Here is a 25,703-nt window from a genome sequence, read left to right as displayed (position 1 = left end):
TGGGTTCCCGACCCACCGTACGGATCGGCCTCCCCGGCGGTCACCGTGGGACATCGCACACCGGCCCGGGGGGGGCGGGGGAAGCACGGAGCGCCCCCGCCTGAAGGCGGGGGCGCTCGGTACGGGCCGGGCTCAGCCCTGGGGCAGGGACGCCAACTGCGCGGTGATCCGGGCGATGTCGGCCTCGGCGGTGGCCTGCCGGACGCGGATCTTCTCCACCACGTGGTCGGGGGCCTTGGCCAGGAACCCTTCGTTGGACAGCTTGGCCGTGGTCTGCGCCTTGTCCTTCTCGGCCGCGGCGAGGTCCTTGGCCAGCCGCTTGCGCTCGGCCTCGACGTCGATCGCGCCGGACAGGTCCAGCGCCACGGTCGCGCCCGCCACCGGCAGCGAGGCGGTGGCGGTGAAGCCCTCCCCGGCCGGCTGGAGGCGCAGCAGGGAGCGCATCGCGTCCTCGTGCGCGGCGAGCGAGGTGCCGGACAGCTCGAGCCGGGCCGGGACCTTCTGACCGGGCTGGAGACCCTGGTCGGCGCGGAACCGGCGGACCTCGGTGACCACCTGCTGCAGGTTCTCGATCTCCCGCTCCGCGGCCTCGTCGCGGAAGCCGCTGTCGGTCGGCCAGTCGGCGATGACGACCGACTCCTGGCCGGTGAGCGCGGTCCACAGCTTCTCGGTGACGAACGGGACCACCGGGTGCAGCAGCCGCAGCGTGACGTCGAGGACCTCACCGAGGACGCGCCGCGAGGCGTCGGCCTCCGGGCCGCCCTTCTGGAAGGTGGTCTTGGACAGCTCGACGTACCAGTCGAAGACCTCGTCCCACGCGAAGTGGAAGAGCGTGTCCGAGAGCTTCGCGAACTGGTAGTCGTCGTAGAACGCGTCGACGTCCGCGACGACCTCGTTCAGCCGGGACAGGATCCATCGGTCGGTGGCCGACAGCTGCTCGGGGGCGGGCAGTTCGCCCTCGACCGTCGCGCCGTTCATCAGCGCGAAGCGGGTCGCGTTCCAGATCTTGTTGGCGAAGTTGCGGGACGCCTGGACCCAGTCCTCGCCGATCGGCACGTCCACCCCGGGGTTGGCGCCGCGGGCGAGGGTGAAGCGGACGGCGTCCGAGCCGTAGGTGTCCATCCAGTCCAGCGGATTGACCGCGTTCCCGAAGGACTTGGACATCTTCTTGCCGAACTGGTCGCGGACCATCCCGTGCAGGGCGATGGTGCGGAACGGCGGGGTGCCGTCCATCGCGTACAGGCCGAACATCATCATCCGGGCGACCCAGAAGAAGAGGATGTCGTAGCCGGTGACCAGGACCGCGTTCGGATAGAACTTCGCCAGGCTGTCGGTCCGCTCGGGCCAGCCGAGCGTGGAGAACGGCCACAGGCCGGAGGAGAACCAGGTGTCCAGGACGTCACTGTCCTGGCGCCACCCCTCGCCGCTCGGCGGCTCCTCGTCCGGTCCGACGCAGACGACCTCGCCCTCCGGTCCGTACCAGACCGGGATCCGGTGGCCCCACCACAGCTGACGCGAGATGCACCAGTCGTGCAGGTTGTCGACCCAGTCGAAGTAGCGCTTCGACATGTCCTCCGGGTGGATGCTGACCCGGCCGTCGCGGACGGCGTCGCCCGCCTCCTTGGCCAGCGGGCCGACCTTGACCCACCACTGCATGGACAGCCGCGGCTCGATCGTGGTCTTGCAGCGCGAGCAGTGGCCCACGGAGTGGGTGTACGGGCGCTTCTCCGCCACGATCCGGCCCTCGGCGCGCAGCGCGCCGACGATGGCGCTGCGGGCCTCCAGCCGGTCCAGGCCCTGGAAGGGGCCGTGCGCGGTGATCACCGCGTGCTCGTCCATGACGCTGAGGTTCGGCAGGCCGTGGCGCTGGCCGATCTCGAAGTCGTTCGGGTCGTGGGCCGGGGTGACCTTGACCGCGCCGGTGCCGAACTCCGGGTCGACGTGGGCGTCGGCGACGACCGGGATGCGGCGGCCGGTGAGCGGCAGTTCGATCTCGGTGCCGACCATGTGGCGGTAGCGGTCGTCGTCGGGGTGGACGGCGACCGCGGTGTCGCCCAGCATCGTCTCGGCGCGGGTCGTGGCGACGACGATGGAGTTGTCCCCCTCGCCGTACCGGATCGACACCAGTTCGCCGTCGTCGTCCTGGTACTCCACCTCGATGTCGGAGATGGCGGTGAGGCAGCGGGGGCACCAGTTGATGATGCGCTCGGCGCGGTAGATCAGCTCATCGTCGTAGAGCTTCTTGAAGATGGTCTGGACGGACCTGGACAGCCCCTCGTCCATGGTGAACCGCTCGCGGTTCCACGCGACGCCGTCGCCCAGCCGCCGCATCTGGCCGGAAATCTGCCCGCCGGACTCGTTCTTCCACTGCCACACACGCTCGATGAACGCCTCACGGCCCAGGTCGTGCCGGGAGACGCCCTCCTTGGCCAGCTCGCGCTCGACCACGTTCTGGGTGGCGATACCGGCGTGGTCCATGCCCGGCTGCCACAGCGTCTCGTAGCCCTGCATCCGCTTGCGGCGGGTGAGCGCGTCGATGATCGTGTGCTCGAAGGCGTGGCCCAGGTGGAGCGATCCGGTCACGTTGGGCGGCGGAATGACGATCGTGTACGGCTCCTTGCCGCTCTTGGCGTCCGCCTCGAAGTAACCGCGCTCTACCCAGCGCTCGTACAGCTGCCCCTCTACATCGGCCGGCGCGTACTGGGTCGGCAGTTCAGGGTGGCTGTTCGGCCCGCTGTCGGGGCGCTGCTGAGAGTTCTCGGTCACCCCGGCAGTCTAAAGGGCCGCCGGACTCCGTTACGAACCCGTTGCGGCCCCGCCGCAACGCCGCCGGGGCGCGTCGGGAAGGATGTTCGGGACCTGTCATGCGCTTCTAGGAGAGGCACGATGAGCTATCAGAGCCCGCCGCCGCAGCCCGGTCCCTACGGGGCGCAGCCGGGTCCTCACGGCGCCGGCCAGCCACCAGTGCCGAATCCGTATGCCCAGCCCACCGGCTACGGCCACCCGCAGCCGGCCCAGCCCGGGCAGCCCGGGGGTTACGCCGCGCCCCCTCCGTACAGCGGCGGCGGCCCGTACGGCGCCCCGGCGAACCCCTACGGCCGGCAGGCCCCGCGGCCGGGTCAGCCCGGACAGCCGGGTCAGCCCGGGCAGCCTGGTCAGCCCGGGCAGGGCTTCCACGGCGGCCCGCCCGCGCCGCCCGCCGCGCCCGGTGGCCGCCGCAAGGGCCGGACCGTCGGCCTGGCGGTGGGTGCGCTGGTGGTCGTGGGAGCGCTGACGGCGGGCGGGTTCCTGCTGTTCGGCGGTGACAGCGGTCCGTACAAGCTCACGACCCCGAAGACGGTCGCGGAGGAGTACCAGCGCCAGGGCAGCGGCACGGACGACGGCGATCTGTCGGCGGCGGGCAAGAAGGACCTGCAGCAGGTCCCGGTGGTCAAGGATCCGCACCTGGTGGCGGCCGACTACCAGACCGACGGCAAGGAGATGCTGAAGTTCACCGGTGTCTGGGGAGAGGTGACCGACCCGAAGCGGGGCGCGGACCTCGCCCTGGCGGTCATCGTCAAGGCGCTGCAGGACAACGGCACCGCGCAAGCGAAGGGCACTCCCCAGGAGTTCTCGCCGGACGGCTTCGACGGGGACGTGATGAAGTGCCAGTCCCTGAAGTTCACGTCGGATCAGGGATCCATGGAGGCGCCCGCGTGCGTCTGGGGCGACAAAAGCACCCTGGGCGTCGCGGTGATGGCGGACCCGGCGCGGGCCGTTCTCGGCGGCAGCATGTCGCTGGAGGACGCCGCGGGGCTGACCGCCAAGGTGCGTGAGGACGCACGCGTCGAGATCGACCAATAGCTCCAACAGCACAACCTAACGAGGGAAGAACATGAGTCACAACCAGCCGGGCCCCTACGGCCAGCAGCCCCAGCAGCCGGGTCCGTACGGACAGGGCGGTGCCGCCGGCCAGCCCGGCTACGGCTACCCGCAGCAGCCGCCCCAGCAGCCCGGTCCGTACGGACAGCCCCCGCAGTCCGGCTACGGCCACCCGCAGCAGCCCGGTCAGCCCCCGAACCCGTACGGCCAGCAGCAGCCCTACGGTCAGCAGCCGTATGGTCAGCAGCCCTACGGCCAGCAGCCGTACGGCCAGCCGGGCATGCCGGGGCCGTACCAGCCGGGCCCGGGCCAGGGTGGCGGCAAGAAGAAGGGCCTGGCGATAGCCATCGGCGCGGTGGTCGTGGTGGCCGCGGTGGTCGGCGGTGTCGTGGTGTTCAGCGGCGGCGACGGCGGCGGCACGGTCGCCGACGACGGCAAGCGCTACAAGCTCACCACCCCGCAGACCGTGGCCGGTGAGTACACGAAGTCCGACTCCTCCAGCGGCGGCGGGATCACCTCGTCGGACGCGGACGACTTCGAGAAGTTCGGCGTCAGCAACCCGAAGACCGAGGGCGCGGACTACAAGTCCGGCGAGGGTATGACCTCGAAGCAGCTGCAGCTCAACGGCGTCTGGGGTGAGGTGAAGGACCCCGAGGCGGTCGTGGACGGTGCCTTCTCGAAGATCGCCGAGGAATCCGAGAAGGACAAGTCGGCCGGCAGCATGAAGGCCGAACTGGTGGGCAGCCCGGAGAAGGTGTCCCCCAGCGGGCTCGACAACGCCGTGATGAAGTGCCAGAACGCCAAGTTCACCCCGAGCGGGGACTCCGGCTCCAGCGGGCTGCCCACCAAGGGGTTCACCATCCCGATCTGCATGTGGGGCGACCACAGCACGATCGCCTATGTGGTCGTCTCCGACACCGCGGCCGCGCTCTCCGGCAAGAGCATGTCGCTGGACGCGGCCGCGGAGATCACCGCGAAGGTCCGGAAGGACGCGCGCGTCGAGATCCCCAAGTAGCCGCGCTCCCGGGCGCGGTTCCGCACCGTCCCTGTCCACACGCCGTCCACCGTCCGGAGGGATACCCCCACGCCCATGAGCCACAACCAGCCACCGCCGCCGCCCGGCCCCTACGGCGGCGGCGGGCCCGGCCCGTACGGGGGCGCCCAGCCCAACCCGTACGGCGGGGGGCAGCAGCCGTCCGCGGTGCCCAACCCGTACGCGCAGAACCCGGGTTACGGCTATCCGCAGCCGCCCCAGCCGGGGTACGGCTATCCGCAAGCGCCGGGTCCCTATGGCCAGGCCGGGCAGCCGGGCTACCCGGCGCCGCCCGGGCCCCCGCCGGGCCGCAATCGCACCAAGATCATCGCGATGTCGGCGGCGGGACTCGTGGTGGTGGGGGCGATCGTCACCGGCGCCGTGGTGCTCTCCGGCGGCGACAGCGGCCCCGCGCCGATGCGGCTCGTCACGCCCAAGACGCTCGACGACGGCACGTACACGCTGTCCAAGGGCACCGACGAGCTGAAGGACGAGGGCACCAGCGTGCAGGACAGCATGCCCAAGGGCGCGACCTCCGTCCTCGGGCAGTACCAGCGCGCCGACGACGAGAACTCGGGGCTCGCGTTCTCCGGCATGTACGGGGAGATCAACGACCCCGACCGGGTCCAGGACGGGATGTTCAAGGGCTTCGAGGACGGCGAGGGCACCCCGTCCGTCGAGCAGAAGCGCGAGACGTTCCGGCCGGACGGCGCGGACGGGCCCGCCATCGACTGCGAAGTCGTGAAGATGTACGACCGGATCTACGCCCCGGCGTGCGCCTGGGCGGAGGAGACGGACGCGGCGATGGTGCTGGACGTCAACGCGGAGAACACCACCGCGTCCGACGTCGACCTGGAAGCCTTCGCGAAGGTGACCGCGGGCATCTACGAGGACACCCGCGAGCCCGCCTAGCCCGCCCACAGGAGGCCCTACGGCGGCCTGTGACACGAAGAGGGCCCCGGGAGACCGGGGCCCTCTTCGCATGCGCTCTACGCGGCGCTCACGCGCTCTTCTCGTGCCGTTCACCCGGCTCGGTACCGCGCGAGCGGGGCACCAGCGTCGGGTTGACGTTCGAGTGGACGACGTCCTCGGTGATGACGACACGGGCCACGTCCTTGCGGGACGGCACCTCGTACATCGCCGACATCAGGACCTCTTCGATGATGGCGCGCAAGCCGCGCGCGCCGGTGCCGCGCAGGATCGCCTGGTCGGCGATGGCCTCCAGGGCGGGGCGGTCGAAGTCCAGCTCCACGCCGTCGAGTTCGAACAGCCGCTGGTACTGCTTCACCAGCGCGTTCCGCGGCTCGACCAGGATCTGCAGCAGCGCCTCGCGGTCGAGGTTGTGGACGGAGGTGATGACGGGGAGCCGGCCGATGAACTCCGGGATCATCCCGAACTTCACCAGGTCCTCCGGCATGACCTCCTGGAACTGGTCGCTGGCCTCGATCTCGCGCTTGGAGCGGATCGTGGCGCCGAAGCCGATGCCCTTGGCACCGGCCCGCGATTCGATGATCTTCTCCAGACCGGCGAAGGCACCGCCCACGATGAACAGCACGTTCGTCGTGTCGATCTGGATGAATTCCTGGTGCGGGTGTTTCCGGCCGCCCTGCGGCGGAACGGAGGCCGTGGTCCCCTCGAGGATCTTCAGCAGCGCCTGCTGCACGCCCTCGCCGGAGACATCGCGGGTGATCGAGGGGTTCTCGCTCTTGCGGGCCACCTTGTCGATCTCATCGATGTAGATGATGCCCGTCTCGGCCTTCTTGACGTCGTAGTCGGCGGCCTGGATCAGCTTGAGGAGGATGTTCTCCACGTCCTCGCCGACGTAGCCCGCCTCGGTGAGCGCGGTGGCGTCGGCGATGGCGAAGGGAACGTTCAGCATCCGGGCGAGGGTCTGCGCGAGCAGGGTCTTCCCGGAGCCGGTCGGGCCGAGCAGCAGGATGTTGGACTTCGCCAACTCGATGCCGTCGTCCTTGCTGTGGCTGCCGTTCTCTCCGGCCTGGACCCGCTTGTAGTGGTTGTAGACCGCGACGGACAGGGACTTCTTGGCGGCCTCCTGGCCGACCACATAGCCCTCGAGGAACTCGTAGATCTCCCGCGGCTTGGGGAGTTCCTCCCAGCGCACCTCGGAGGTCTCGGCCAGCTCTTCCTCGATGATCTCGTTGCAGAGATCGATGCACTCATCGCAGATGTACACACCAGGGCCCGCGATGAGCTTCTTCACCTGCTTCTGGCTCTTTCCGCAGAACGAGCACTTGAGCAGGTCGCCGCCGTCACCGATGCGTGCCACGAGGTGCTTCCCCTTCGCCTTGGATCCGCTTTGCTCCGCGGAACCGGGTGCTTGCGCTGCGAGCTTTCCGCTTGATGTTTCCGGGGGCCGGCCCCCAGCCCTCTATGACGGTACCTTGCCGGGCCCCCGGTTCGGGCCCCCCTTGGACCGAACTGGTCCAAGGGGCGCCGGGCCGCCCGGGCTTCAGCCCAGGCCGACCGAGGTCTTACGGGTCGAGACGATCTGGTCGACCAGACCGTACGCCAGCGACTCCTCGGCGGTCAGGATCTTGTCCCGCTCGATGTCGTCGCGGATCTTCTCGATCGGCGTGGTGGAGTGCTTGGCCAGCATCTCCTCCAGCTGCGACCGCATCCGCAGGATCTCGTTGGCCGCGATCTCCAGGTCGGAGACCTGACCCCGGCCCGTCTCACTGTACGGCTGGTGGATCAGGATACGGGCGTTGGGGAGCGCCATCCGCTTGCCGGGGGTACCGGCGGCGAGCAGCACGGCCGCGGCGGACGCCGCCTGGCCCATGCACACCGTCTGGATGTCGGGCTTGACGAACTGCATCGTGTCGTAAATGGCGGTCAGCGCGGTGAACGAGCCGCCGGGCGAGTTGATGTAGACCGAGATGTCGCGGTCCGGGTCCATCGACTCCAGGCACAGCAGCTGCGCCATGACGTCGTTGGCCGAGGCGTCGTCGATCTGGACGCCCAGGAAGATCACGCGCTCCTCGAAGAGCTTCGCGTACGGGTCGTACTCCCGGACACCCTGGGAGGTGCGCTCGACGAAGCGCGGAACGACATAGCGCGATTCGGCCATCGGGCCGTCGTAGAGGCCACTGCCGGGAAAGTTGTTCATCTGGGTGTTCACCATCCTGTGGCGATCAAAGGGCTGGAGGTCGGCTGCGGGACGGCGGGTCTCAGGCCCCGGTGCCGCCCCCGCCCGGAACGTTCGCGGCGGAGGTGATGACCTCGTCGATCAGGCCGTAGTCCTTGGCCTCGTCGGCGGAGAACCAGCGGTCGCGGTCGGAGTCGCGGGTGATCTGCTCGACGGTCTGCCCGGTGTGGAACGCGGTCAGCTCGGCCATCCGCTTCTTGGTGTGCAGCAGCCGCTCGGCGTGGATCTTGATGTCCGAGGCCGAGCCGGCCAGGCCCGCGGACGGCTGATGAATCAGGATCTCGGCGTTCGGCAGCGCGAACCGCTTGCCCGGGGTGCCGGCACTGAGCAGGAACTGGCCCATCGAGGCAGCGAGGCCCATGGCGATGGTGACCACGTCGTTCTTGATGAACTGCATGGTGTCGTAGATCGCCATGCCCGCCGAGATCGAGCCGCCCGGAGAGTTGATGTAGAGGTTGATGTCCTTGTCCGGGTCCGCGGCGAGCAGGAGCAGCTGCGCGGTGATCTTGTTGGCGATTTCGTCGTCGACCGGCTGGCCGAGGAAGATGATCCGCTCACCGAGCAGCCGGTTGTAGACCTGGTCGCCGAGGCCACCGCCGGTCGGCTCGCCGGCGGCGGAAGGCATCGTATTCGTCACGTATCCACCTGCTCGTCTCTGACGGCGACTGGCCGTCTCAGCGTCTTCTTCTGGGCTCGGGACGGGCCGGCCGGTGCGATCCGGCGGGCCTGCGAGACTCCCTGCCCTCGTATCTACGGACCCTAACGCGCTGGTCGGCGGGCGCCATCCCGCATCAGGAACTGTTCGCTCTGAGCGCAGGTTCCGCCGCCCCCGCGGCCTTCGTGCAACGCCTTGGCGCAACGCCTTCACGGAAGGATCCACGGAAAGGACTCACGGAACGGTTCGCGGAACACGAACGGGCCCGGACGCGCGCAGACGTTCGGGCCCGTTCGTACGGGCTGCGGAGCGGCGAGGATCAGCCCTCGGCCTTGTCCTGCGCCTTCTCCTGCTCCGGAGCGGCCTCGGCGGCCTCGGTGGCCTCGGCGGCCTCGTCGCCCGCCTCGGGGCCCTCGGCACCGGCCTCGACCGTCTCCGCGGTCTCGTCCTCGTCGTCGAGGTCGACGGTCTCGCCCTTGTCGTCCACGACCTTGGCGGCCTCGACCACGACCGCGAGCGCCTTGCCGCGCGCGACCTCACCGACGAGCATCGGCACCTGGCCACCCTCGACGACGGCCTGGGCGAACTGGTCCGGGCTCATGCCGGAGGACTGCGCACGGCGCATCAGGTGCTCGGTGAGCTCCTCCTGGCCGACGGACAGCTTCTCCTTGTTGACCAGCTCGTCGAGGACGAACTGGGTCCGGATGCCCTTCTCCGCCTGCTCCTTGAGCTCGGCGTCGAACTCCTCGGCGGTCTTGCCCTGAAGCTCCAGGTAGGACTCCAGGTTCATGCCCATCTGGCCGAGCTGGTGGTGCTCCAGGTTGTGCTTCCGGGTCTGGATCTCGTCCTCGAGCAGCTTCTCGGGGATCGGCACCTCGACCAGCTCCAGGAGGGCGTCCAGCACCTTCTCCTGGGCCTGGGTGGCCTGGTCGTACTTCTTCGACTGCTCCAGGCGCTTGCGGCTGTCCGCGCGCAGCTCCTCGAGGGTGTCGAACTCGCTGGCCAGCTGGGCGAAGTCGTCGTCCAGCTCGGGCAGCTCCCGGGCCTTGACCTCGTTCACCTTGACGGAGACCTCGGCCTCCTTGCCCTGCGCGGAGCCGCCCTTCAGCTCGGAGGTGAAGGTGGCGGTGCCACCGGCCTCCAGGCCGGTCACGGCCTCGTCGATGCCGTCGAGCAGCTCACCGGAGCCGATGGTGTAGGTGACGCCCTCGGCGACACCGTCCTCCAGCACCTCGCCGTCGACCTTGGCCTCCAGGTCGATCACGACGATGTCGCCCTCACCGGCTGCGCGCTCGACGGGGCTGGTGGTGGCGAAGCGGTCGCGCAGCTGCTCGACCGACTTGTCGATGTCCTCGTCCGAGACCTCGACCGAGTCGACGGTGACCTCGATGCCGGAGTAGTCCGGGATCTCGATCGACGGACGGATGTCCACCTCGGCGGTGAACGCCAGCAGCTCGTTGTCCTTGAGCTCGGTGATGTCGACCTCGGGCTGCCCGAGCGGGTTCAGCTCACCCTCGTTGACCGCGTCGGTGTAGAACTTCGGGAGGGCGTCGTTGACGGCCTCCTCCAGCACCGCGCCGCGGCCGAAACGCTGGTCGATGATGCGGGCCGGGATCTTGCCCTTGCGGAAGCCAGGCACCGTGACCTGCTGGTTGATCTTCTTGTACGCCGCGTCGAGGCTGGGCTTGAGCTCCTCGAAGGGCACCTCGACAGTGAGCCGAACCCGGGTCGGGTTCAGGTTCTCCACGGCGCTCTTCACGGTTCGGTCTCCTTGGGGCTGACGTGTGGTGTTCTGCTGCCTCGCACTGATGCTTCGCAGCGGATCGCGCCCGGTAGAGAAAGGACACAGACGCGCAGCTTGCATAGTAACCGCAAGCATGACGCGGCCCACAACGCGATCTTGACGCCTGTGGATGGTCGGGGTGGCCGGATTCGAACCGACGACCTTCCGCTCCCAAAGCGGACGCGCTACCAAGCTGCGCCACACCCCGTCGGTGCGACACGTAGGGTACATGGCCGCGGACGCCCCGGCCGCCCGTTATTCCACCGCGGGGCAAGGGTGTGCGGGACAGGGCCCGGACCCGCTACGATGCTTCCCGTGCCGCGGTCACAGGTGATCACACCTGGGCGAAGCGCGGCGCGTGCGGGCGTAGCTCAATGGTAGAGCCCCAGTCTTCCAAACTGGCTACGCGGGTTCGATTCCCGTCGCCCGCTCCATACGCACGACGGCCCGGCCCCGGGGATCCCCCAGGAGCCGGGCCGTCGGCGTTCCCGGACGCGACTCAGAGGTTGATGTCGCTGATGGAGCTGGCGACCGAGTCGAGGAAGTCCTGGATGTTCGGCGCCAGGTCGGAGGAGGCCAGAAGAAAGCCGAAGAGGGCGGCGACCAGCGCCGGCCCCGGCTTCGTCTTCCCGGCACGGATCATCAATACGAGGATGATCCCCACCAGCACCACCAATGACAGGGAAATGACCACAGCTGATCACACTTCCTCGGTCGCTCATGTCTTCACCCGGCCCCGGAAGCACGCGACCTCGCACACCCCCGCTGCAACCATCGTGCCATCAACTACGGCTCCACAGCAGCAGGGTGAGGTGATCACCTGCGCCGGCGCACACCACACCCACCCCCTTGGTACCCCGTCAGAAATCCTTTACACGGGCGGTTACGGGTGACGCTCCCCACAATTTCGTGGATCAATTCTCGGCCTGATCACATAACCCGGAAGGGAATTCCGATTTCCATGAATCAGACATACCACCGGAGCCACCTGAGGGGCATATGCACCATTTAAGGGGGATGAAACCCGACAGAACGGGCGGTCTGGTTCCTCATATCGAACAACCGGATCGCTATGTCGACTTGATAACGGTCGGCTATCGGCCGGAGTGTGAACTGTATTACCGGGGAAGACCTGGACGAGGTTTTACGCAATAGAGGTTTCGGCGCTATCGTGCCTCAGATGTTCCACGCTGCCATCTCTCCCCCACGCGCAGTGCGGTCCCGGGTGCTCTCCCCCAGCTCCTGGTGGGAGGGCCTGTGACCAACTCCCTGCGCCCGCACGGTTCCCAGCGGTCCCCCCTCCCCCCGGCCCGGGTGGCCGAGGCCGGGGCACCCCCCACACCGCAGCGCGAAGAAGCGGTGCGTCAGGCGACTCCGCCCGCCGCCAGTGCCCCTGCCGGGCAGAAGCCGAAGCAGCGGGACGCGTTCTTCGACAACGCGAAGTACCTCGCGATCGTGCTGGTCGCGATGGCCCACTCGTGGGAGCCGCTCACCGACTCCAGCCGCACCGCGGAAGCCCTGTACATGACCGTGTACACCTTCCACATGCCGGCCTTCATCGTCATCTCCGGCTTCTTCTCCCGCAGCTTCGACATGCGGCCCGACCGGCTCCGGCGCCTCATCACCGGGGTCGCCGTGCCGTACGTGCTCTTCGAAGTGGCGTACAGCTTCTTCAAGCGCTGGGCCGACGACGACCCGGGCCACCCGATCAGCCTGCTCGACCCCTGGTACCTGACCTGGTTCCTGGTCGCGCTGTTCGTGTGGCGGCTCACGACGCCCATCTGGAAGCTGGTGCGCTGGCCGGTCCCGCTCTCGCTGGCGATCGCCACCCTGGCGTCCGTCTCGCCCGACATCGGCGACGACCTCGACCTCCAGCGGGTCCTGCAGTTCCTGCCGTTCTTCGTCATCGGCCTGTGCATGAAGCCCGAGCACTTCCAGCTGATGCGGGGCCGCAAGATGCGGATCGCGTCCGTGCCGATCTTCGCGGGCGCGCTGCTCTTCGCCTACTGGGCGGCGCCCCGGATGAACTCGGCCTGGTTCTACCACCGCGACAGCGTCCAGGAGCTCCACGCCCCGGCGTGGACCGGTCCCGTGATGACCCTGGCCATGTTCGGCTGCTCGATGGTCCTCACCGCCTGCTTCTTCGCCTGGGTGCCGCGGCGCCACATGTGGTTCACCGTGCTGGGCGCCGGGACGCTGTACGGCTACCTGCTGCACGGCTTCCTCGCCAAGGGCTCCCGCTTCTGGGGCTGGTTCGACGCCGAGTGGGTGCACAAGCCGCTGGGTGAGATCGCGGTCACCGTCGTCGCCGCCAGTGTGGTCACCGCGCTGTGCACCCCGCCGGTGCAGCGCGTCTTCCGCTTCGCGATGGAGCCGAAGATGACGTGGGCCTTCCGCAAGGACGCCGCCGAGCAGGCGCGCCACCGTACGGCCGCCTGACGGCTCACAGAACGCCCCCGAGGGGCCGGGACCGGTACCGCACCGGCCCCGGCCCCTTTCGCTCATCCGCTCACCCGTTCCTTCCGGCCGCCTCCCGGCGCAGCGCCGCCCGGGCGGGCAGCAGGGTCGCCGCGAGGCCGAGCGCCACGGCCGCGCCCGCGAACCCGGCGCAGGTCAGCGGTGGGACGTACGGGCTCCCGCCGGTCAGCCCGCGCACCATCGGTACGAGCGTGGCCAGGGCGATCGCCGTGCCCAGCGCGACACCGGCCGTGGCCACCAGCAGCGCCTCCCAGCGCACCATGCCCAGCACCTGCCGCCGGGTCGATCCGATCAGGCGCAGGGTGCCCAGCCCTCACCGGACGACGGCGAGGCCGGCGGGGGTGCGGGCGGTGAGCCGGGTCATCCGGTCGGCGATCTCGTGCGCCGGGGCGCGGGTGAGCCGGTCGGCCACGCTTCCGTCCGCGAGGAAGAGCACCCGGTCGGCGTAGCTCGCGGCCACCGGGTCGTGCGTGACCCTCACCACGGTCGCGCCGAGCGCGTCCACCGCGTGCCGCAGCAGCCCGAGCACCTCGGCTGTCCCGGCCGGCAGCATCCCGGTGATCTCGGTGCCGCCGAGCGTCACGGACCCGGCGGTCGGCCGGTCCGGTCCGGCGGCGCACTGCGGGAACGTCGACTTGCCGGAGCCCGAGGGGCCCATGACGGCGGTGAAGCTGCCGTGCGGGAGGGCGAGGTCGATGCCGCGGAGCGCGTGCACGGCGTTGCCGCCGCGGCCGTAGCGGCGCTGGACGCCCCGGAGTTCGATGGCGTGGGGGCGGGGTGCGGTGCCGGGGGCACCGCTGTCGTACGCCGCTTGCGCAGCCGTATGGTGGTGGCCCTTCTCCGAAGGTTCGCCCGATGTCCTGCGGGGTCCCACGAACGTAGGGATCGGGGGTGTCCCGGGGCCATGGCGGTCACCGCCGTGCCCACGGGGGGTTGACCCCCGGTACGACGGTCCTACTGGCGGCAGATCAGCAGGAGCGCCCGGTCGTCGTTGACGTCCTTGGCCACCGTCTCGATCAGGTGCCAGGCCGCGCCATGGAAGCCGGAGGCGACGTAGCGGTCGGCCTCGCCGGTCAGATGGTCGATGCCCTCGCTGATGTCGCGGTCGGCGGTCTCGACGAGGCCGTCGGTGAACAGCATCAGGACGTCCCCGGGGCGCAGGGTGCCCTTGGTGGGGTCGAACTGGGCGCCGTCGTAGACGCCGAGCAGCGGGCCGTCTGCGGACTTCTCCTCCCATTTGCCGGTGCCCGCGCTGAGTTGGAGCGCGGGCAGATGTCCGGCGGAGAAGAGCTCGAAGTCGCCGCTGTCGAGGTCGAGTACGAGGTGGACGGAGGTCGCGAAGCCCTCTTCCCAGTCCTGGCGCAGCAGCAGTCCGCCCGCGACGATCGGCAGGACGAGGGCCGAGGGGGCGCACCAGTCGGGGGTGGCGATGGTGCCGCAGGCGATGGCGGGGACGGCGAGGAGCAGCAGGGTGAGGGCGAGCCGGTCGGAGCCCTCGCCGCGGAAGTAGTCGACTCCGGCTTTGCGCACGCCTGTGCGAACCCGGTGCAGAGCTTTGCGCATCCGGGCCATCGGAGTGTCCGCGCCGCCAGTCATTGCACCGGGACCCTACCCACCCGTTCGGACGCGCGTCGATTCGTGGCGCGTTGAGCCACCCAGCCAGGGGGGCAATTATAAGCGGTATTCGTTCGGGTGTACGGGAAACCGCTGCTGGGGATGGGGATATGAGGGCGGAGCCGGGGGCGGCCGATCGACTGTTTGGGATGATTGGTACGGAAAGCTGGTGTTCGCCTTCGGTCCCGTACCCCGATCGACGGGGAAAACCGCGCTGCGGCGGGAGTTGACCGAATGCGAGCGCTCCACCGGCGGCCGGAGCGGCGGTCGCACCTGACGGAGCGCCGGCTGCCGCGCCTCACGACCGCTGGCAAGCGGGGCACCAGAACAGGTTCCGGGCGGCCAGGCCCGCGGTGCGGATCTCACCGCCGCAGACATGGCAGGGCTGCCCGGCCCGGCGGTAGACGTAGACCTCGCCGCCGTGGTCGTCGACGCGCGGCGGGCGGCCCATGGCCTCGGGGGTGTGCTCGGGGCGGACCGTGTCGATCCGGTTGTTCCGTACGCCCTCGCGCATCAGTTCCGCCAGATCGGCCCAGAGCGCGTCCCATTCGTCGCGGGTCAGCCCGCGGCCCGGGCGGTACGGGTCGATGCCGTGCCGGAACAGGACCTCGGCGCGGTAGACGTTGCCGACGCCCGCGACCACCTTCTGGTCCATGAGCAGCGCGGCCACACTGACCCGGCTGTGGGAGATCCGGGCCCAGGCGTCGGCGCCGTCGTCGCCGGGGCGCAGCGGATCGGGTCCGAGGCGGTCGTGGATGGCCTGCTTCTCGGGCTCGGTGATCAGGGCGCAGGCGGTCGGCCCGCGCAGATCGGCGTACCCTCCGGGGCCCGCGAGCCGCAGCCGTACGGTCTCGGTGGGCGGCGGGGCGGGGGCCGGGCCGAAGGTGTACTTACCGAAGAGCCCGAGGTGGACGTGGACCCAGCCGGTGGCCGCGAAGTCCAGGAAGAGGTGCTTGCCGTGTGCCTCGGCGTGCTGGAGCACCTGCCCGTCCACCAGGGCCGCCCCGTCGGCGAACTTGCCCTGGGGACTGGCGGCACGGACGGGCCGGCCGCCGAACCGGTCGAGGTGGTCGGCGGCCAGTCGGTGGATGGTGTGCCCCTCGGGCATCAGTCGCCGGCGGGGTGGTGGGCCGGGATGGGCGGCAGTTCGCCGGTGGTCTCGTAGCCGGCGAGCATGGCGATGCGGCGGGTGTGCCGCTCCTCGCCGGAGTACGGGGTGGCCAGGAAGATCTCGACGAACTTGATCGCCTCTTCCCGGGTGTGCATGCGCCCGCCGATGCTGATCACGTTGGCGTCGTTGTGCTCGCGCGCGAGGGCGGCGGTCTGCTCGCTCCAGGCCAGTGCGGCGCGCACCCCCTTGACCTTGTTCGCCGCGATCTGCTCGCCGTTGCCGGAGCCGCCGATCACGATGCCGAGGCTGTCGCCGTCGGCGGCGGTCCGCTCGGCGGCACGCAGGCAGAACGGCGGGTAGTCGTCCTGGGCGTCGTAGATGTGCGGGCCGCAGTCGACGGGGTCATGACCGCCCGCCCGGAGCCACTCCACGAGGTGGTTCTTCAGTTCGTATCCGGCATGATCGGAGCCGAGGTACACGCGCATGCCCTGAGTGTGGCATGGCCGTGTCTTTCCCGCCGAGCCGGGTAGGCGCCCTGTGATTACTACGCAACACCAAGGAACCTCATGGAAACCTCAAGTAACGATTTGAAATCGAAGGTTCACCTGTTGGTTCTCCTGAGATTCACTGGCGTCGCTCCTATTCCGGAAGCTAAGGATCGAGCCATATGAGCGCACAACCAGCGACTTCCCCCGATGGCCTCAAGGCCGGGCTCAAGAACCGCCATCTCTCGATGATCGCGATTGGCGGAGTGATCGGCGCCGGGCTGTTCGTCGGCTCCAGCGCCGGCATCGCCAAGGCCGGACCGGGCATCCTCGTCTCGTACGCACTCGTCGGCCTCATGGTCGTCCTCGTGATGCGCATGCTGGGCGAGATGGCCGCCGCGAATCCGACCTCCGGCTCCTTCTCCGCCTATGCCGACCGGGCGCTCGGCCGCTGGGCGGGCTTCTCGATCGGCTGGCTCTACTGGTTCTTCTGGGTCGTGGTGCTGGCGGTCGAGGCGACCGCCGGTGCCAAGATCCTGGAGGAGTGGTGGCCGGCCGTACCGCAGTGGGGCTGGGCACTGATCGTGATGCTCGTGCTCACCGCCGCCAACCTGGCCTCGGTCTCCTCCTACGGCGAGTTCGAGTTCTGGTTCGCCGGGATCAAGGTCGTCGCGATCGCCGCCTTCATCGTCATCGGCGGGCTCGCGGTTTTCGGCCTCCTGCCCGGCTCCGAGAACGAGGGCGCCGGTCTGGCGCATCTGACCGACCACAGCGGCTTCCTGCCCAACGGTCCGGGCGCGATCCTCACCGGAGTGCTGCTGGTCGTCTTCTCCTTCATGGGCAGCGAGATCGTCACCCTGGCCGCCGGTGAGTCCGCCGACCCGCAGCGGGCCGTCTCCAAGGCCACCAACAGCGTGATCTGGCGCATCGCGGTCTTCTACCTGGGCTCGATCTTCGTCGTGGTCACCCTGCTGCCCTGGAACGCCAAGTCGATCACCAAGGACGGCAGTTACGTCGCCGCGCTCGACTCGATCGGCATTCCGCACGCCGGCCAGGTCATGAACGTCATCGTGCTGACCGCCGTGCTCTCCTGCCTCAACTCCGGCCTCTACACCGCCTCCCGCATGGCCTTCTCGCTCGGGCAGCGCGGTGACGCCCCGGCCGCGTTCGCCAGGACCAACGGACGCGGGGTACCGCAGGCCGCGATCCTCGGTTCGGTCGTCTTCGGCTTCGTCGCGGTGTGGTTCAACTACCAGTGGCCGGACACGGTCTTCCAGTTCCTGCTGAACTCCTCGGGCGCGGTCGCGCTCTTCGTCTGGCTGGTGATCTGCTTCACCCAGCTGCGGATGCGCGGCATCATCCTGCGCGAAAGCCCGGACAAGCTGGTCGTCCGCATGTGGGGCTTCCCGTATCTGACCTGGGCGACCATCGGGATGATCTTGTTCGTGCTGGTCTACATGCTCACCGACAAGGACGGGCGCGACCAGGTGCTGCTGTCCACCCTGGTGGCGGTGCTCGTGGTGGGCTTCGCGCTGGTACGGGACCGGGTCGCCGGACCCAAGCCGACCGCCCCGGCCGAGAACGCCTCCAAGGAGTCCGTGGCCCCGTAGGCCGTGCGCCGGATACGCGTCGGGCGGGCTGGAGAACCAGCCCGCCCGACGCGTACCGATGAGGAGTGACGGCTCAGCCGCGGCGGCCCACCAGCTTCCAGGCGGCCGGCAGCGCGCCCATCGCCAGCGCGGCCTTCAGGGCGTCCCCGATCAGGAACGGGGTCAGTCCGGCGGCGACCGCCTGGCCGAGGGAGAGGTCCGTGGCCAGCGCCAGGTACGGGACGCCGATCGCGTAGATGATCGCGGAGCCGACCGCCATCGTGCCCGCGGTGCGCAGCGCCCTCCGGTCACCGCCGCGCCGCGCCAGCGCGCCCACCACGGTCGCGGCGAGCAGCATGCCCAGCACATAGCCGAAGGACGGCATCGCGGCGCCGGAGTCGCCCTCGGCGAACCAGGGCATGCCCGCCATCCCGGCCAGCGCGTACAGCGCGAGCGACAGGAAGCCCCGGCGGGCCCCGAGCGAGGTGCCCACCAGCAGCGCGGCGAACGTCTGGCCGGTCACCGGCACCGGCGAGCCGGGGACGGGCACCGAGATCTGCGCGGCCAGGCCGGTGAGCACGGCGCCACCCACGACGAGCGCGGTGTCACGGGCGAGAACGCGCCGCGCGGGGAAGACCGCGTCGGCGAGGACCGTACCGGTCGGGGCGGCGGCAGAAACAGTGCTCATGAGCGGAACTCCGGGGTCGGGAGGGGCGGACTACCCGACGGTAACCCGAGGTGAAGCCGCCGCGCACCATCGGATCAGCACAAATGCCGGGCCGCGGGCTTGGCGGCTTCGGGCAGATCGTCACGCAGAATGGCGCGATACGGAGCGTGACCAGGATGTCCGATATCCAGAAAAGTTTGACATCAATGTTGTCCTGATCGGACGCACGCCCCACACTGGGGGCGTTTTGCATCCGCCCGCCCTCACACAAGGGACAGAGACCAGCCATGAACCCGACACCTGCGTCCTCAGCGCCGCAGAGCGGCACCAAGGCGACCGACGCGGGCGGGGACGCCGCGCGGCCGCTCTCGCACGGCCTCAAGCAGCGCCATCTGTCGATGATCGCCCTCGGCGGCGTGATCGGCGCCGGGCTGTTCGTCGGCTCCGGTGCCGGAATCGCCGCCGCCGGGCCCTCGATCATCCTCGCCTACGCGCTCTCCGGGCTGCTCGTGATGCTCGTGATGCGCATGCTCGGCGAGATGTCGGCGGCCAACCCGGCCTCCGGTTCGTTCTCCGTGCACGCCGAGCGCTCGATCGGGCCGTGGGCCGGATTCACCGTCGGCTGGATGTTCTGGGTGCTGCTGTGCGTGGGCATCGCCGCGGAGGCGATCGGCGCGGCCGGGATCATGGTCCACTGGTTCCCGGGCACCGACTCCTGGATGTGGGTCGCCGTCTTCATGGCGATGTTCTGCGGCACCAACCTCGCGGCCGTCAGCAACTTCGGCGAGTTCGAGTTCTGGTTCGCCGCGCTGAAGATCGCCGCGATCGGCATCTTCCTCCTTCTGGGCGTCCTCGCCATCATCGGCGTCCTGCCCGGCACCGACGCCCCCGGCAGCAGCAACCTCACCGGCGAGGGCGGCTTCATGCCCAACGGCGCGAACGGCCTCGTCGTCGGTCTGCTGGCCTCCGTCTTCGCCTACGGCGGCCTGGAGACGGTGACGATCGCGGCGGCCGAGTCCGAGAACCCGGTCAAGAGCGTCGCCGGCGCCGTGCGCACCGCCATGTGGCGCATCGCCCTGTTCTACGTCGGCTCGATGGTCGTCGTCGTCACGCTCATACCGTGGAACGACGCGTCGGTCGTCAAGGACGGCCCGTACGTGGCGGTCCTCGACCACCTCGACATCCCGGCGGCCGGCAACATCATGAACGTCATCGTGCTGGTCGCCCTGCTCTCCGCGATGAACGCCAACATCTACGGCGCCTCCCGCATGTCCTACTCCCTGGTCGTCCGCGGCGAAGGCCCCGCCTTCCTCGGCCGGGTCTTCGGTGGCGTCCCCCGCCTCACCGTGCTCGCCTCGTCCTTCTTCGGCTTCGTCGCCGTCCTGCTCAGCTACTGGTGGCCGGACACCATCTTCAAGTGGCTCCTCAACATGGTCGGCGCGGCGGTGCTGGTCGTCTGGGGCTTCATCGCCGTGTCCCAGCTCGTGATGCGCCGCCGCCTCCAGCGCGAGGCCCCGGAGAAGCTGGTGGTCAAGATGTGGCTCTTCCCCTATCTGACCTACGTGGCCCTGGCCGCCACCATCGCCGTCCTGCTCCTGATGCTCCGCGAGGACGACACCAGCACCCAGCTGTACTTCACGCTCGGCATGACGGTGGTGCTCGCGGTCATCGGCTACGCGCGTCAGCGGGCGGTGTCCGCCCGGCACTGATCCCCTTCTCTCCCTTCTGTCCTTCCGCTTCCGAGGCGGGGCGGGTCCTCCATCCGAGGGCCCGCCCCGCCTCGGTCTTTTGGCGTGAACCTTCGGCTCCCCCCTGGCGGAAAACGCTCTTGCTGGTAGCGTGCAGTTGCAAGTTAATTGCAATAAGGGTCCGGAGGGCTTGGCATGGCCATCTACACACTTCCTGAACTTCCGTACGACTACGCGGCGCTGGCCCCGGTCATCAGTCCCGAGATCATCGAGCTGCATCACGACAAGCACCACGCCACGTACGTCAAGGGCGCGAACGACACGCTGGAGCAGCTCGCGGAGGCGCGGGAGAAGGACCAGTGGGGGTCCATCAACGGGCTGGAGAAGAACCTGGCCTTCCATCTGTCGGGCCACATCCTGCACAGCATCTACTGGAACAACATGACCGGCGACGGCGGTGGTGAGCCGCTGGAGAAGGACGGGGTGGGCGAGCTGGCCGATGCCATCGCCGAGCACTTCGGGTCCTTCGGCCGGTTCAAGGCGCAGCTGTCGAAGGCGGCCGCGACCACGCAGGGGTCGGGGTGGGGGGTGCTGGCGTACGAGCCGGTGAGCGGGCGGCTGGTGGTGGAGCAGGTGTACGACCACCAGGGCAACGTGGGGCAGGGCTCGGTGCCGATCCTGGTCTTCGACGCCTGGGAGCACGCCTTCTACCTGCAGTACAAGAACCAGAAGGTGGACTTCATCGAGGCCATGTGGAAGGTCGTCAACTGGCAGGATGTGGCCCGCCGTTACACGGCGGCGAAGGAGCGCGCCCACAACCTGCTGCTCGCTCCGTGACAGACCTCCTGCTCACGTGATCGTCTTCTCAACCTTCACGGGCAGGCGGAAAAACAGGGCCCCCGCGCGGTCGAGTCGCGCGGGGGCCCTGCCGTGCCGGGGCAGGCGGGCGGGTCAGTCGAAGATCGGGCCGACCGTGCGGGTGCGCTTGATCTCGTAGAAGCCGGGGATGGAGGCGACCATCAGGGTGCCGTCCCACAGCTGGGCGGCGGCGTCGCCCTTGGGGGCGGGGGTGACGACCGGGCCGAAGAAGGCGATCTGCTCGCCGTCCGGGCCGGGGACGGCGATGACCGGGGTGCCGACCTCCTGGCCGACCAGGTCGATGCCCGCCTTGTGGGAGGCGCGCAGCTCGGTGTCGTACGCGTCGGAGTCGGCCGCGTCCGCGAGGTCGGCGGGCAGCCCGGCCTCCTCCAGGGCGGCGACGATCGTCTCCCGGGTCTTCTCCAGGCCCTGGTTGTGGAAGCGGGTGCCGAGGGCGGTGTAAAGGGGGCCGAGGACATCGCTGCCGTGCTTCTGCTCGGCGGCGATGCAGACCCGGACCGGGCCCCAGGCGGTCTTCATCAGCTCCTGGTACCTCTCGGGCAGCTCATCGAGCTTGGGCTCGTTGAGCACCGCGAGGCTCATCACGTGCCAGCGCACCTCGACCGGGCGGACCTTCTCCACCTCGAGCATCCAGCGCGAGGTCATCCAGGCCCAGGGACACAGCGGATCGAACCAGAAATCGGCGGGCGTCTTGACAGTCTCGGCCATGGTCTCTCCTCGGACGGGAAACGCGCGGATACGGAGTTATCTCGTACGACAACGTGGCCGGGTACGGGGACCATTCCCCGATACCGAGTGTCAGTGCCGCGTGACATGATTCCCGCTGTCCGCCATCCGAGATGGCCAGCCGAAGACGAGGGAGCCGCTACGTGCCCGGTGAGAACCTGACCCGTGACGAGGCCCGCGAGCGGGCGAGGCTGCTGTCGGTGGACGCCTATGAGGTGGCCCTCGATCTGCGGTCGGCGGTCGGGGCGGACACCGGCCCGGGCCCGCGCACCTTCCGCTCGACGACGACCGTGCGCTTCCGCTGCGCCGAACCGGGCGCCGCGTCCTTCGCCGACCTGGTGGCGCCGGAGGTCGTCGCGGTGCGGCTCAACGGGCGGGAGCTGGACCCGGCGGCCGTCTTCGACGGGACCCGGATCGCCCTGGAAGGGCTGGCCGGGGAGAACGAGCTGGTGGTGGACGCGCGATGCGCCTACAGCCGCACGGGCGAGGGGCTGCACCGCTTCGTGGACCCCGAGGACGGCGAGGTGTATCTGTACACCCAGTACGAGCCGGCCGACGCCCGGAGGGTCTTCGCCAACTTCGAACAGCCCGATCTGAAGGCGCCGTTCACCTTCTCGGTGACCGCCCCCGAAGGCTGGACGGTGCTGAGCAACGGGACGGCCGAGGGGGTCGAGCCGTCCGGCGACGGCGACGGGGCCGCGACCACCCGCTTCACCCCGACGCTGCCCATCTCGACGTACATCACGGCCGTCGTCGCCGGCCCGTACCACTACGAGAGCGACCGCTACCGCCGCACCCGGCCGGACGGCTCGGTGCTGGAGATCCCGCTCGGCGCGCTGTGCCGCAAGGGGCTCGCCAAGCACTTCGACGCGGACGACGTCTTCACGGTCACCAAGCAGGGCCTGGACTTCTTCCACGACCACTTCGACTACCCGTACCCCTTCGGGAAGTACGACCAGGCGTTCGTGCCGGAGTACAACATCGGCGCGATGGAGAACCCGGGGTGCGTGACCTTCCGCGAGGAGCTGATCTTCCGCGGCAAGGTCACCCAGGCGTCGTACGAGCACCGGGCGACGATCATCCTGCACGAGATGGCGCACATGTGGTTCGGCGACCTGGTCACCATGGAGTGGTGGGACGACCTGTGGCTCAAGGAGTCGTTCGCCGACTTCATGGGGTCCTTCGCGCTGGTCGGGGCGACCCGCTTCACCGACGGCTGGATCACCTTCGCCAATCGCCGCAAGTCCTGGGCGTACCGCGCCGACCAGCTGCCCTCCACCCATCCCATCACGGCCGACATCCGGGACCTGGAGGACGCCAAGCTCAACTTCGACGGGATCACGTACGCCAAGGGCGCGTCCGTGCTCAAGCAGCTGGTGGCCTACGCCGGGCAGGACGCCTTCCTGGAGGGCTCCCGCCGCTACTTCAAGCGGCACGCGTACGGCAACACCCGGCTGACCGATCTGCTGTCGGTGCTCACCGAGACCTCCGGCCGGGACATGGTGGCCTGGTCGCGGGCGTGGCTGGAGACCGCGGGCGTCAATGTGCTCACCCCGCAGGCCGTCTACGACGCCGAGGGGCACATCACCGAGCTGGCCGTCCTCCAGGAGGCCGCGTCCACCCGCGCCGCTCCCGATGACGCGGCTCCGCCGCGTGGCACGCTGCGCCCGCACCGGGTCGCCGTCGGGCTGTACCGGAAGGACGCGGCCGCCGGCGAGCGCGCCGGGGCGCTGGTGCGGTATGCCCGCGCCGAGGTCGACGTCGACGGCCCCCGTACGGTCGTCACCGAGCTGACCGGGGCCGAGCGGCCCGATCTGATCCTGGTCAACGACGAGGACCTCACCTACTGCAAGATCCGCTTCGACGAGGGCTCGCTGGACACGCTGCGCGAGCACCTGGGCGAGCTGAGCGATCCCCTGGCCCGCGCGCTGTGCTGGTCCGCGCTGTGGAACCTCACCCGGGACGGGCTGATGCCCGCCCGCGACTACCTCGCGCTGGTGGCGAGGTTCGCCGGGGCGGAGAGCGACATCGGCGTGCTCCAGACGGTCCAGGCGTGGGCGCTGTCCGCGCTGCACCACTACAGCGCGCCGGAGCGGCGTGCGGAGGCCGGGAGCCGGATCGCCGAGGGCGCGCTGCGCGAGCTGCGGCTCGCCGAACCGGGCAGCGGGCACCAGCTCGCCTGGGCGCGGTTCTTCGCCCAGGTCGCCACCGGCGACGCCGAGCTGCGGATGCTGCGCGGCCTGCTGGACGGCTCGGCCCGGATTGACGGGCTCGATGTGGACCAGGAGCTGCGCTGGACGTTCCTGGCGGCGCTCGCCGCGCTGGGCGAGGCCGATGAGAAGGCGATCGCGGCGGAGCTGTCCCGCGACGACACCGCGTCCGGCAAGCGCCATCAGGTGCGCCTCCTGACCGCCCGGCCCTCGGCGTCGGTCAAGGCCGAGGCGTGGGCGGCCGTGGTGGACTCCGACCGGCTGTCCAACGCGCTGGTGGAGGCCACCATCGCGGGCTTCGACCAGGCGAACCAGCGCGAGCTGCTGGCCCCGTACGCCCCGCGCTACTTCGAGGTGATCGAGCGGATCTGGCAGGAGCGGTCGATCGAGATCGCCATGGCGATCGTGCGCGGGCTGTTCCCGTCCACCCAGGGCGACGCCACCACCCTGGCGGCGGCCGACGCCTGGCTGACCGGTCACCCGGAGGCGCCGCCCGCGCTGCGGCGCCTGGTGCTGGAGGCCCGCGACGACCTCGCGCGGACCCTGCGCGGACAGGAGTGCGACGCACGGGCGGCGGGCTGACGGCCGCGGTGGTGACGCCCGTCGGCGGACGGGGGCCCTTTCGGCATTCGAACTGCCGTACTTTAGTGCGGTGTTGTCCGGTTTTGTCGACGGTTCTGTCACAGCGGTGAGCGGGGTGGAGCGGGCGGGAATGGCGGGGTCATGAACCACAACACACCGCTGTCGCCCCGCCCCCTCCACCATCTCTCGGACGCCCGCTGCCGGGTCCTGACGACACATCAGCTGCGTGAGCACGGTGTGACGGCGGCCCAGACCGCCGAGCGCTGCCGGGCCGGTGGCCCCTGGCAGCGGATGCTGCCGGGGGTGCATCTGCTGCACCCCGGCCCCCCGACCGGCGAGGAGCGGCTGTACGCGGCGCTGCTGTACACCGCGAGCCGCCGCCAGGCGGGCGGCGGCGGGCACGGCGACGCCGCGGGCGGCGGCCATGACGGCGACGCGATGATCACCGGGCTCGCCGCGCTCGCCCTGCACCACTTCGCCTCCGCTCCCCCGCCGGTCTCCCTCGACCGCATCGACATCCTCGTGCCGCGCGCCCGGCGGCTGCGCTCCACCGGCTTCGTGCGCTTCGTCCGGGCCCACCCCCTCCCGCCGCCGCAGGGCCGCGCCGGGATGCCCACCGCCCCGGTCGCCCGGGCGCTGGCCGACGCGGTCGCCCGGCTGTCCGACGCGGAGACGGTGCGGGCGCTGCTCACCGAGTCCGTGCGTCAGGGGCACTGCGACGCCGCGGCCGTGGTCACGGAGCTGAGCGGGGCCCGGCTGCTGTCCCGGCCGCATGTCGTCGACGCCGTGGACGCGCTGCTCGCCGAGGGGCGGGCCATCGCCGAGGGCCGCCTGTACGACCTGGTGCGCGGCTGCGGCCTGCCCGAACCGCTGTGGAACGTGGAGCTGCGGCTGCCGGGCGGGCCCGCGCTCGGCGGGGTGGACGCGTACTGGCGGGACCAGGGCGTCGCGCTGGAGATCGACGCCCGGGCGCCGCGCCACGGCGGGCCCGTCCCGGGCACCGCCCAGGCCCGGCGGCGCGAGCGCCTGGAGGAGATGGGCATCACGGTCGTGCGCGTCACGCCCAAGCGGCTCCGGGAGGGCCTGGAGGAGCAGGCCGCGGTGGTCCGTACGGCGCTGTTCGCGGCGGCCGACCGCGGCCCGGCCCCCTATGTGCTGCTCCTGCCGCGCTGAGGG

21 protein-coding genes, 2 tRNA genes and 1 pseudogene are annotated in these 25,703 nt (G+C 70.0%); 10 read left to right on the top strand and 14 right to left on the bottom strand.

Features of this window, described 5'->3' with window-relative positions; translation table 11 throughout:
* Positions 1-132: 132 nt before the first annotated feature.
* Positions 133-2,766 (bottom strand): valine--tRNA ligase, encoded by a 2,634-nt coding sequence (locus ASC60_RS20315; protein ID WP_055552874.1) that lies wholly within the window; start codon positions 2,764-2,766, stop codon positions 133-135.
* 120 nt (positions 2,767-2,886) lie between these two features.
* Between ASC60_RS20315 and ASC60_RS20310 the strand changes: the two genes are divergently transcribed.
* The 3 genes from ASC60_RS20310 to ASC60_RS20300 all read left to right on the top strand — a co-directional run bounded on the left by ASC60_RS20310 (position 2,887) and on the right by ASC60_RS20300 (position 5,806).
* Positions 2,887-3,843, top strand: coding sequence for a hypothetical protein (locus ASC60_RS20310; RefSeq protein WP_055552872.1), 957 nt, complete (start codon positions 2,887-2,889; stop codon positions 3,841-3,843).
* 31 nt (positions 3,844-3,874) lie between these two features.
* Positions 3,875-4,876, top strand: coding sequence for a hypothetical protein (locus ASC60_RS20305; RefSeq protein ID WP_055552870.1), 1,002 nt, complete (start codon positions 3,875-3,877; stop codon positions 4,874-4,876).
* A 75-nt stretch (positions 4,877-4,951) separates the two neighbouring features.
* Positions 4,952-5,806 carry a hypothetical protein gene (locus ASC60_RS20300; protein WP_055552868.1) on the top strand — a complete coding sequence of 285 codons (855 nt, stop codon included), beginning with the start codon at positions 4,952-4,954 and terminating at the stop codon, positions 5,804-5,806.
* Positions 5,807-5,894: 88 nt separating this feature from the next.
* Here the strand turns inward: ASC60_RS20300 and clpX are convergent, their stop codons facing one another.
* The 5 genes from clpX to ASC60_RS20275 form a co-directional block, all read right to left on the bottom strand.
* Positions 5,895-7,181, bottom strand: a complete 1,287-nt coding sequence (gene clpX, locus ASC60_RS20295) for an ATP-dependent Clp protease ATP-binding subunit ClpX (protein ID WP_009717929.1) — start codon at positions 7,179-7,181, stop codon at positions 5,895-5,897.
* Between the two features lie 183 nt (positions 7,182-7,364).
* Positions 7,365-8,021, bottom strand: coding sequence for an ATP-dependent Clp protease proteolytic subunit (locus ASC60_RS20290; RefSeq protein WP_055553128.1), 657 nt, complete (start codon positions 8,019-8,021; stop codon positions 7,365-7,367).
* A gap of 61 nt (positions 8,022-8,082) precedes the next feature.
* Positions 8,083-8,697, bottom strand: a complete 615-nt coding sequence (locus ASC60_RS20285) for an ATP-dependent Clp protease proteolytic subunit (protein ID WP_079038502.1) — start codon at positions 8,695-8,697, stop codon at positions 8,083-8,085.
* Between the two features lie 337 nt (positions 8,698-9,034).
* Positions 9,035-10,474: a trigger factor gene (gene tig, locus ASC60_RS20280; RefSeq protein ID WP_055552864.1), complete on the bottom strand. Its 1,440-nt coding sequence runs from the start codon at positions 10,472-10,474 to the stop codon at positions 9,035-9,037.
* Between the two features lie 155 nt (positions 10,475-10,629).
* Positions 10,630-10,706: transfer RNA gene (locus ASC60_RS20275), tRNA-Pro, on the bottom strand.
* Between the two features lie 152 nt (positions 10,707-10,858).
* Here ASC60_RS20275 and ASC60_RS20270 point away from each other — a divergent pair.
* Positions 10,859-10,932: transfer RNA gene (locus tag ASC60_RS20270), tRNA-Gly, on the top strand.
* A 65-nt stretch (positions 10,933-10,997) separates the two neighbouring features.
* On the opposite strand, the gene ASC60_RS20265 is transcribed toward ASC60_RS20270, so the two are convergent.
* A complete protein-coding gene (locus tag ASC60_RS20265; RefSeq protein ID WP_055552862.1) occupies positions 10,998-11,192 on the bottom strand; it encodes a hypothetical protein in 195 nt (64 codons plus the stop codon).
* Positions 11,193-11,755: 563 nt separating this feature from the next.
* Between ASC60_RS20265 and ASC60_RS20260 the strand changes: the two genes are divergently transcribed.
* On the top strand, positions 11,756-12,937 hold the full coding sequence (locus ASC60_RS20260; protein ID WP_055552860.1) for an acyltransferase family protein: 1,182 nt from the start codon (positions 11,756-11,758) through the stop codon (positions 12,935-12,937).
* 70 nt (positions 12,938-13,007) lie between these two features.
* On the opposite strand, the pseudogene ASC60_RS20255 reads toward ASC60_RS20260, so the two are convergent.
* The 5 genes and pseudogenes from ASC60_RS20255 to ASC60_RS20235 form a co-directional block, all read right to left on the bottom strand.
* A pseudogene (locus ASC60_RS20255) lies at positions 13,008-13,286 on the bottom strand (FtsX-like permease family protein); the annotation flags it as partial.
* 3 nt (positions 13,287-13,289) lie between these two features.
* Positions 13,290-13,739, bottom strand: coding sequence for an ATP-binding cassette domain-containing protein (locus ASC60_RS20250; protein WP_063787176.1), 450 nt, complete (start codon positions 13,737-13,739; stop codon positions 13,290-13,292).
* Between the two features lie 191 nt (positions 13,740-13,930).
* On the bottom strand, positions 13,931-14,539 hold the full coding sequence (locus ASC60_RS20245) for a PP2C family protein-serine/threonine phosphatase (RefSeq protein WP_199830998.1): 609 nt from the start codon (positions 14,537-14,539) through the stop codon (positions 13,931-13,933).
* A gap of 349 nt (positions 14,540-14,888) precedes the next feature.
* Positions 14,889-15,698: an Fpg/Nei family DNA glycosylase gene (locus ASC60_RS20240; RefSeq protein WP_055552853.1), complete on the bottom strand. Its 810-nt coding sequence runs from the start codon at positions 15,696-15,698 to the stop codon at positions 14,889-14,891.
* A complete protein-coding gene (locus tag ASC60_RS20235) occupies positions 15,698-16,186 on the bottom strand; it encodes a ribose-5-phosphate isomerase (protein WP_055552851.1) in 489 nt (162 codons plus the stop codon). Before ASC60_RS20235 ends, ASC60_RS20240 begins: the two co-directional genes overlap by 1 nt.
* Positions 16,187-16,368: 182 nt before the next feature.
* Here ASC60_RS20235 and ASC60_RS20230 point away from each other — a divergent pair, with 182 nt between their 5' ends.
* On the top strand, positions 16,369-17,796 hold the full coding sequence (locus ASC60_RS20230; protein WP_055552850.1) for an amino acid permease: 1,428 nt from the start codon (positions 16,369-16,371) through the stop codon (positions 17,794-17,796).
* 73 nt (positions 17,797-17,869) lie between these two features.
* On the opposite strand, the gene ASC60_RS20225 is transcribed toward ASC60_RS20230, so the two are convergent.
* Complete coding sequence (locus ASC60_RS20225; RefSeq protein WP_055552848.1) at positions 17,870-18,463, bottom strand: biotin transporter BioY; 594 nt, start codon at positions 18,461-18,463, stop codon at positions 17,870-17,872.
* Positions 18,464-18,729: 266 nt separating this feature from the next.
* On the opposite strand from ASC60_RS20225, the gene ASC60_RS20220 reads away from it, so the two are divergent.
* Together ASC60_RS20220 and ASC60_RS20215 are read left to right on the top strand one after the other, a co-directional pair.
* Positions 18,730-20,151 (top strand): amino acid permease, encoded by a 1,422-nt coding sequence (locus ASC60_RS20220; protein ID WP_055552846.1) that lies wholly within the window; start codon positions 18,730-18,732, stop codon positions 20,149-20,151.
* Positions 20,152-20,325: 174 nt separating this feature from the next.
* Positions 20,326-20,967 (top strand): superoxide dismutase, encoded by a 642-nt coding sequence (locus ASC60_RS20215; RefSeq protein WP_055552845.1) that lies wholly within the window; start codon positions 20,326-20,328, stop codon positions 20,965-20,967.
* A 114-nt stretch (positions 20,968-21,081) separates the two neighbouring features.
* Here ASC60_RS20215 and ASC60_RS20210 read toward each other — a convergent pair whose 3' ends face one another.
* The gene (locus ASC60_RS20210) at positions 21,082-21,717 is read right to left on the bottom strand and encodes a DsbA family protein (protein ID WP_055552843.1); all 636 of its coding nucleotides are present in this window, start codon (positions 21,715-21,717) and stop codon (positions 21,082-21,084) included.
* A 161-nt stretch (positions 21,718-21,878) separates the two neighbouring features.
* Here ASC60_RS20210 and pepN point away from each other — a divergent pair, with 161 nt between their 5' ends.
* Together pepN and ASC60_RS20200 are read left to right on the top strand one after the other, a co-directional pair.
* On the top strand, positions 21,879-24,527 hold the full coding sequence (gene pepN, locus ASC60_RS20205) for an aminopeptidase N (protein WP_055552841.1): 2,649 nt from the start codon (positions 21,879-21,881) through the stop codon (positions 24,525-24,527).
* 141 nt (positions 24,528-24,668) lie between these two features.
* Positions 24,669-25,700: a hypothetical protein gene (locus ASC60_RS20200; protein ID WP_055552839.1), complete on the top strand. Its 1,032-nt coding sequence runs from the start codon at positions 24,669-24,671 to the stop codon at positions 25,698-25,700.
* Positions 25,701-25,703 lie beyond the last annotated feature (3 nt).

The sequence above is a fragment of the Streptomyces sp. NBRC 110028 genome (assembly GCF_001417735.1).
Lineage (GTDB): Bacteria > Actinomycetota > Actinomycetes > Streptomycetales > Streptomycetaceae > Streptomyces.
The sequence above is the reverse complement of the archived record's forward strand: the minus strand, read 5'-3'. Positions and strand labels throughout refer to the sequence as shown.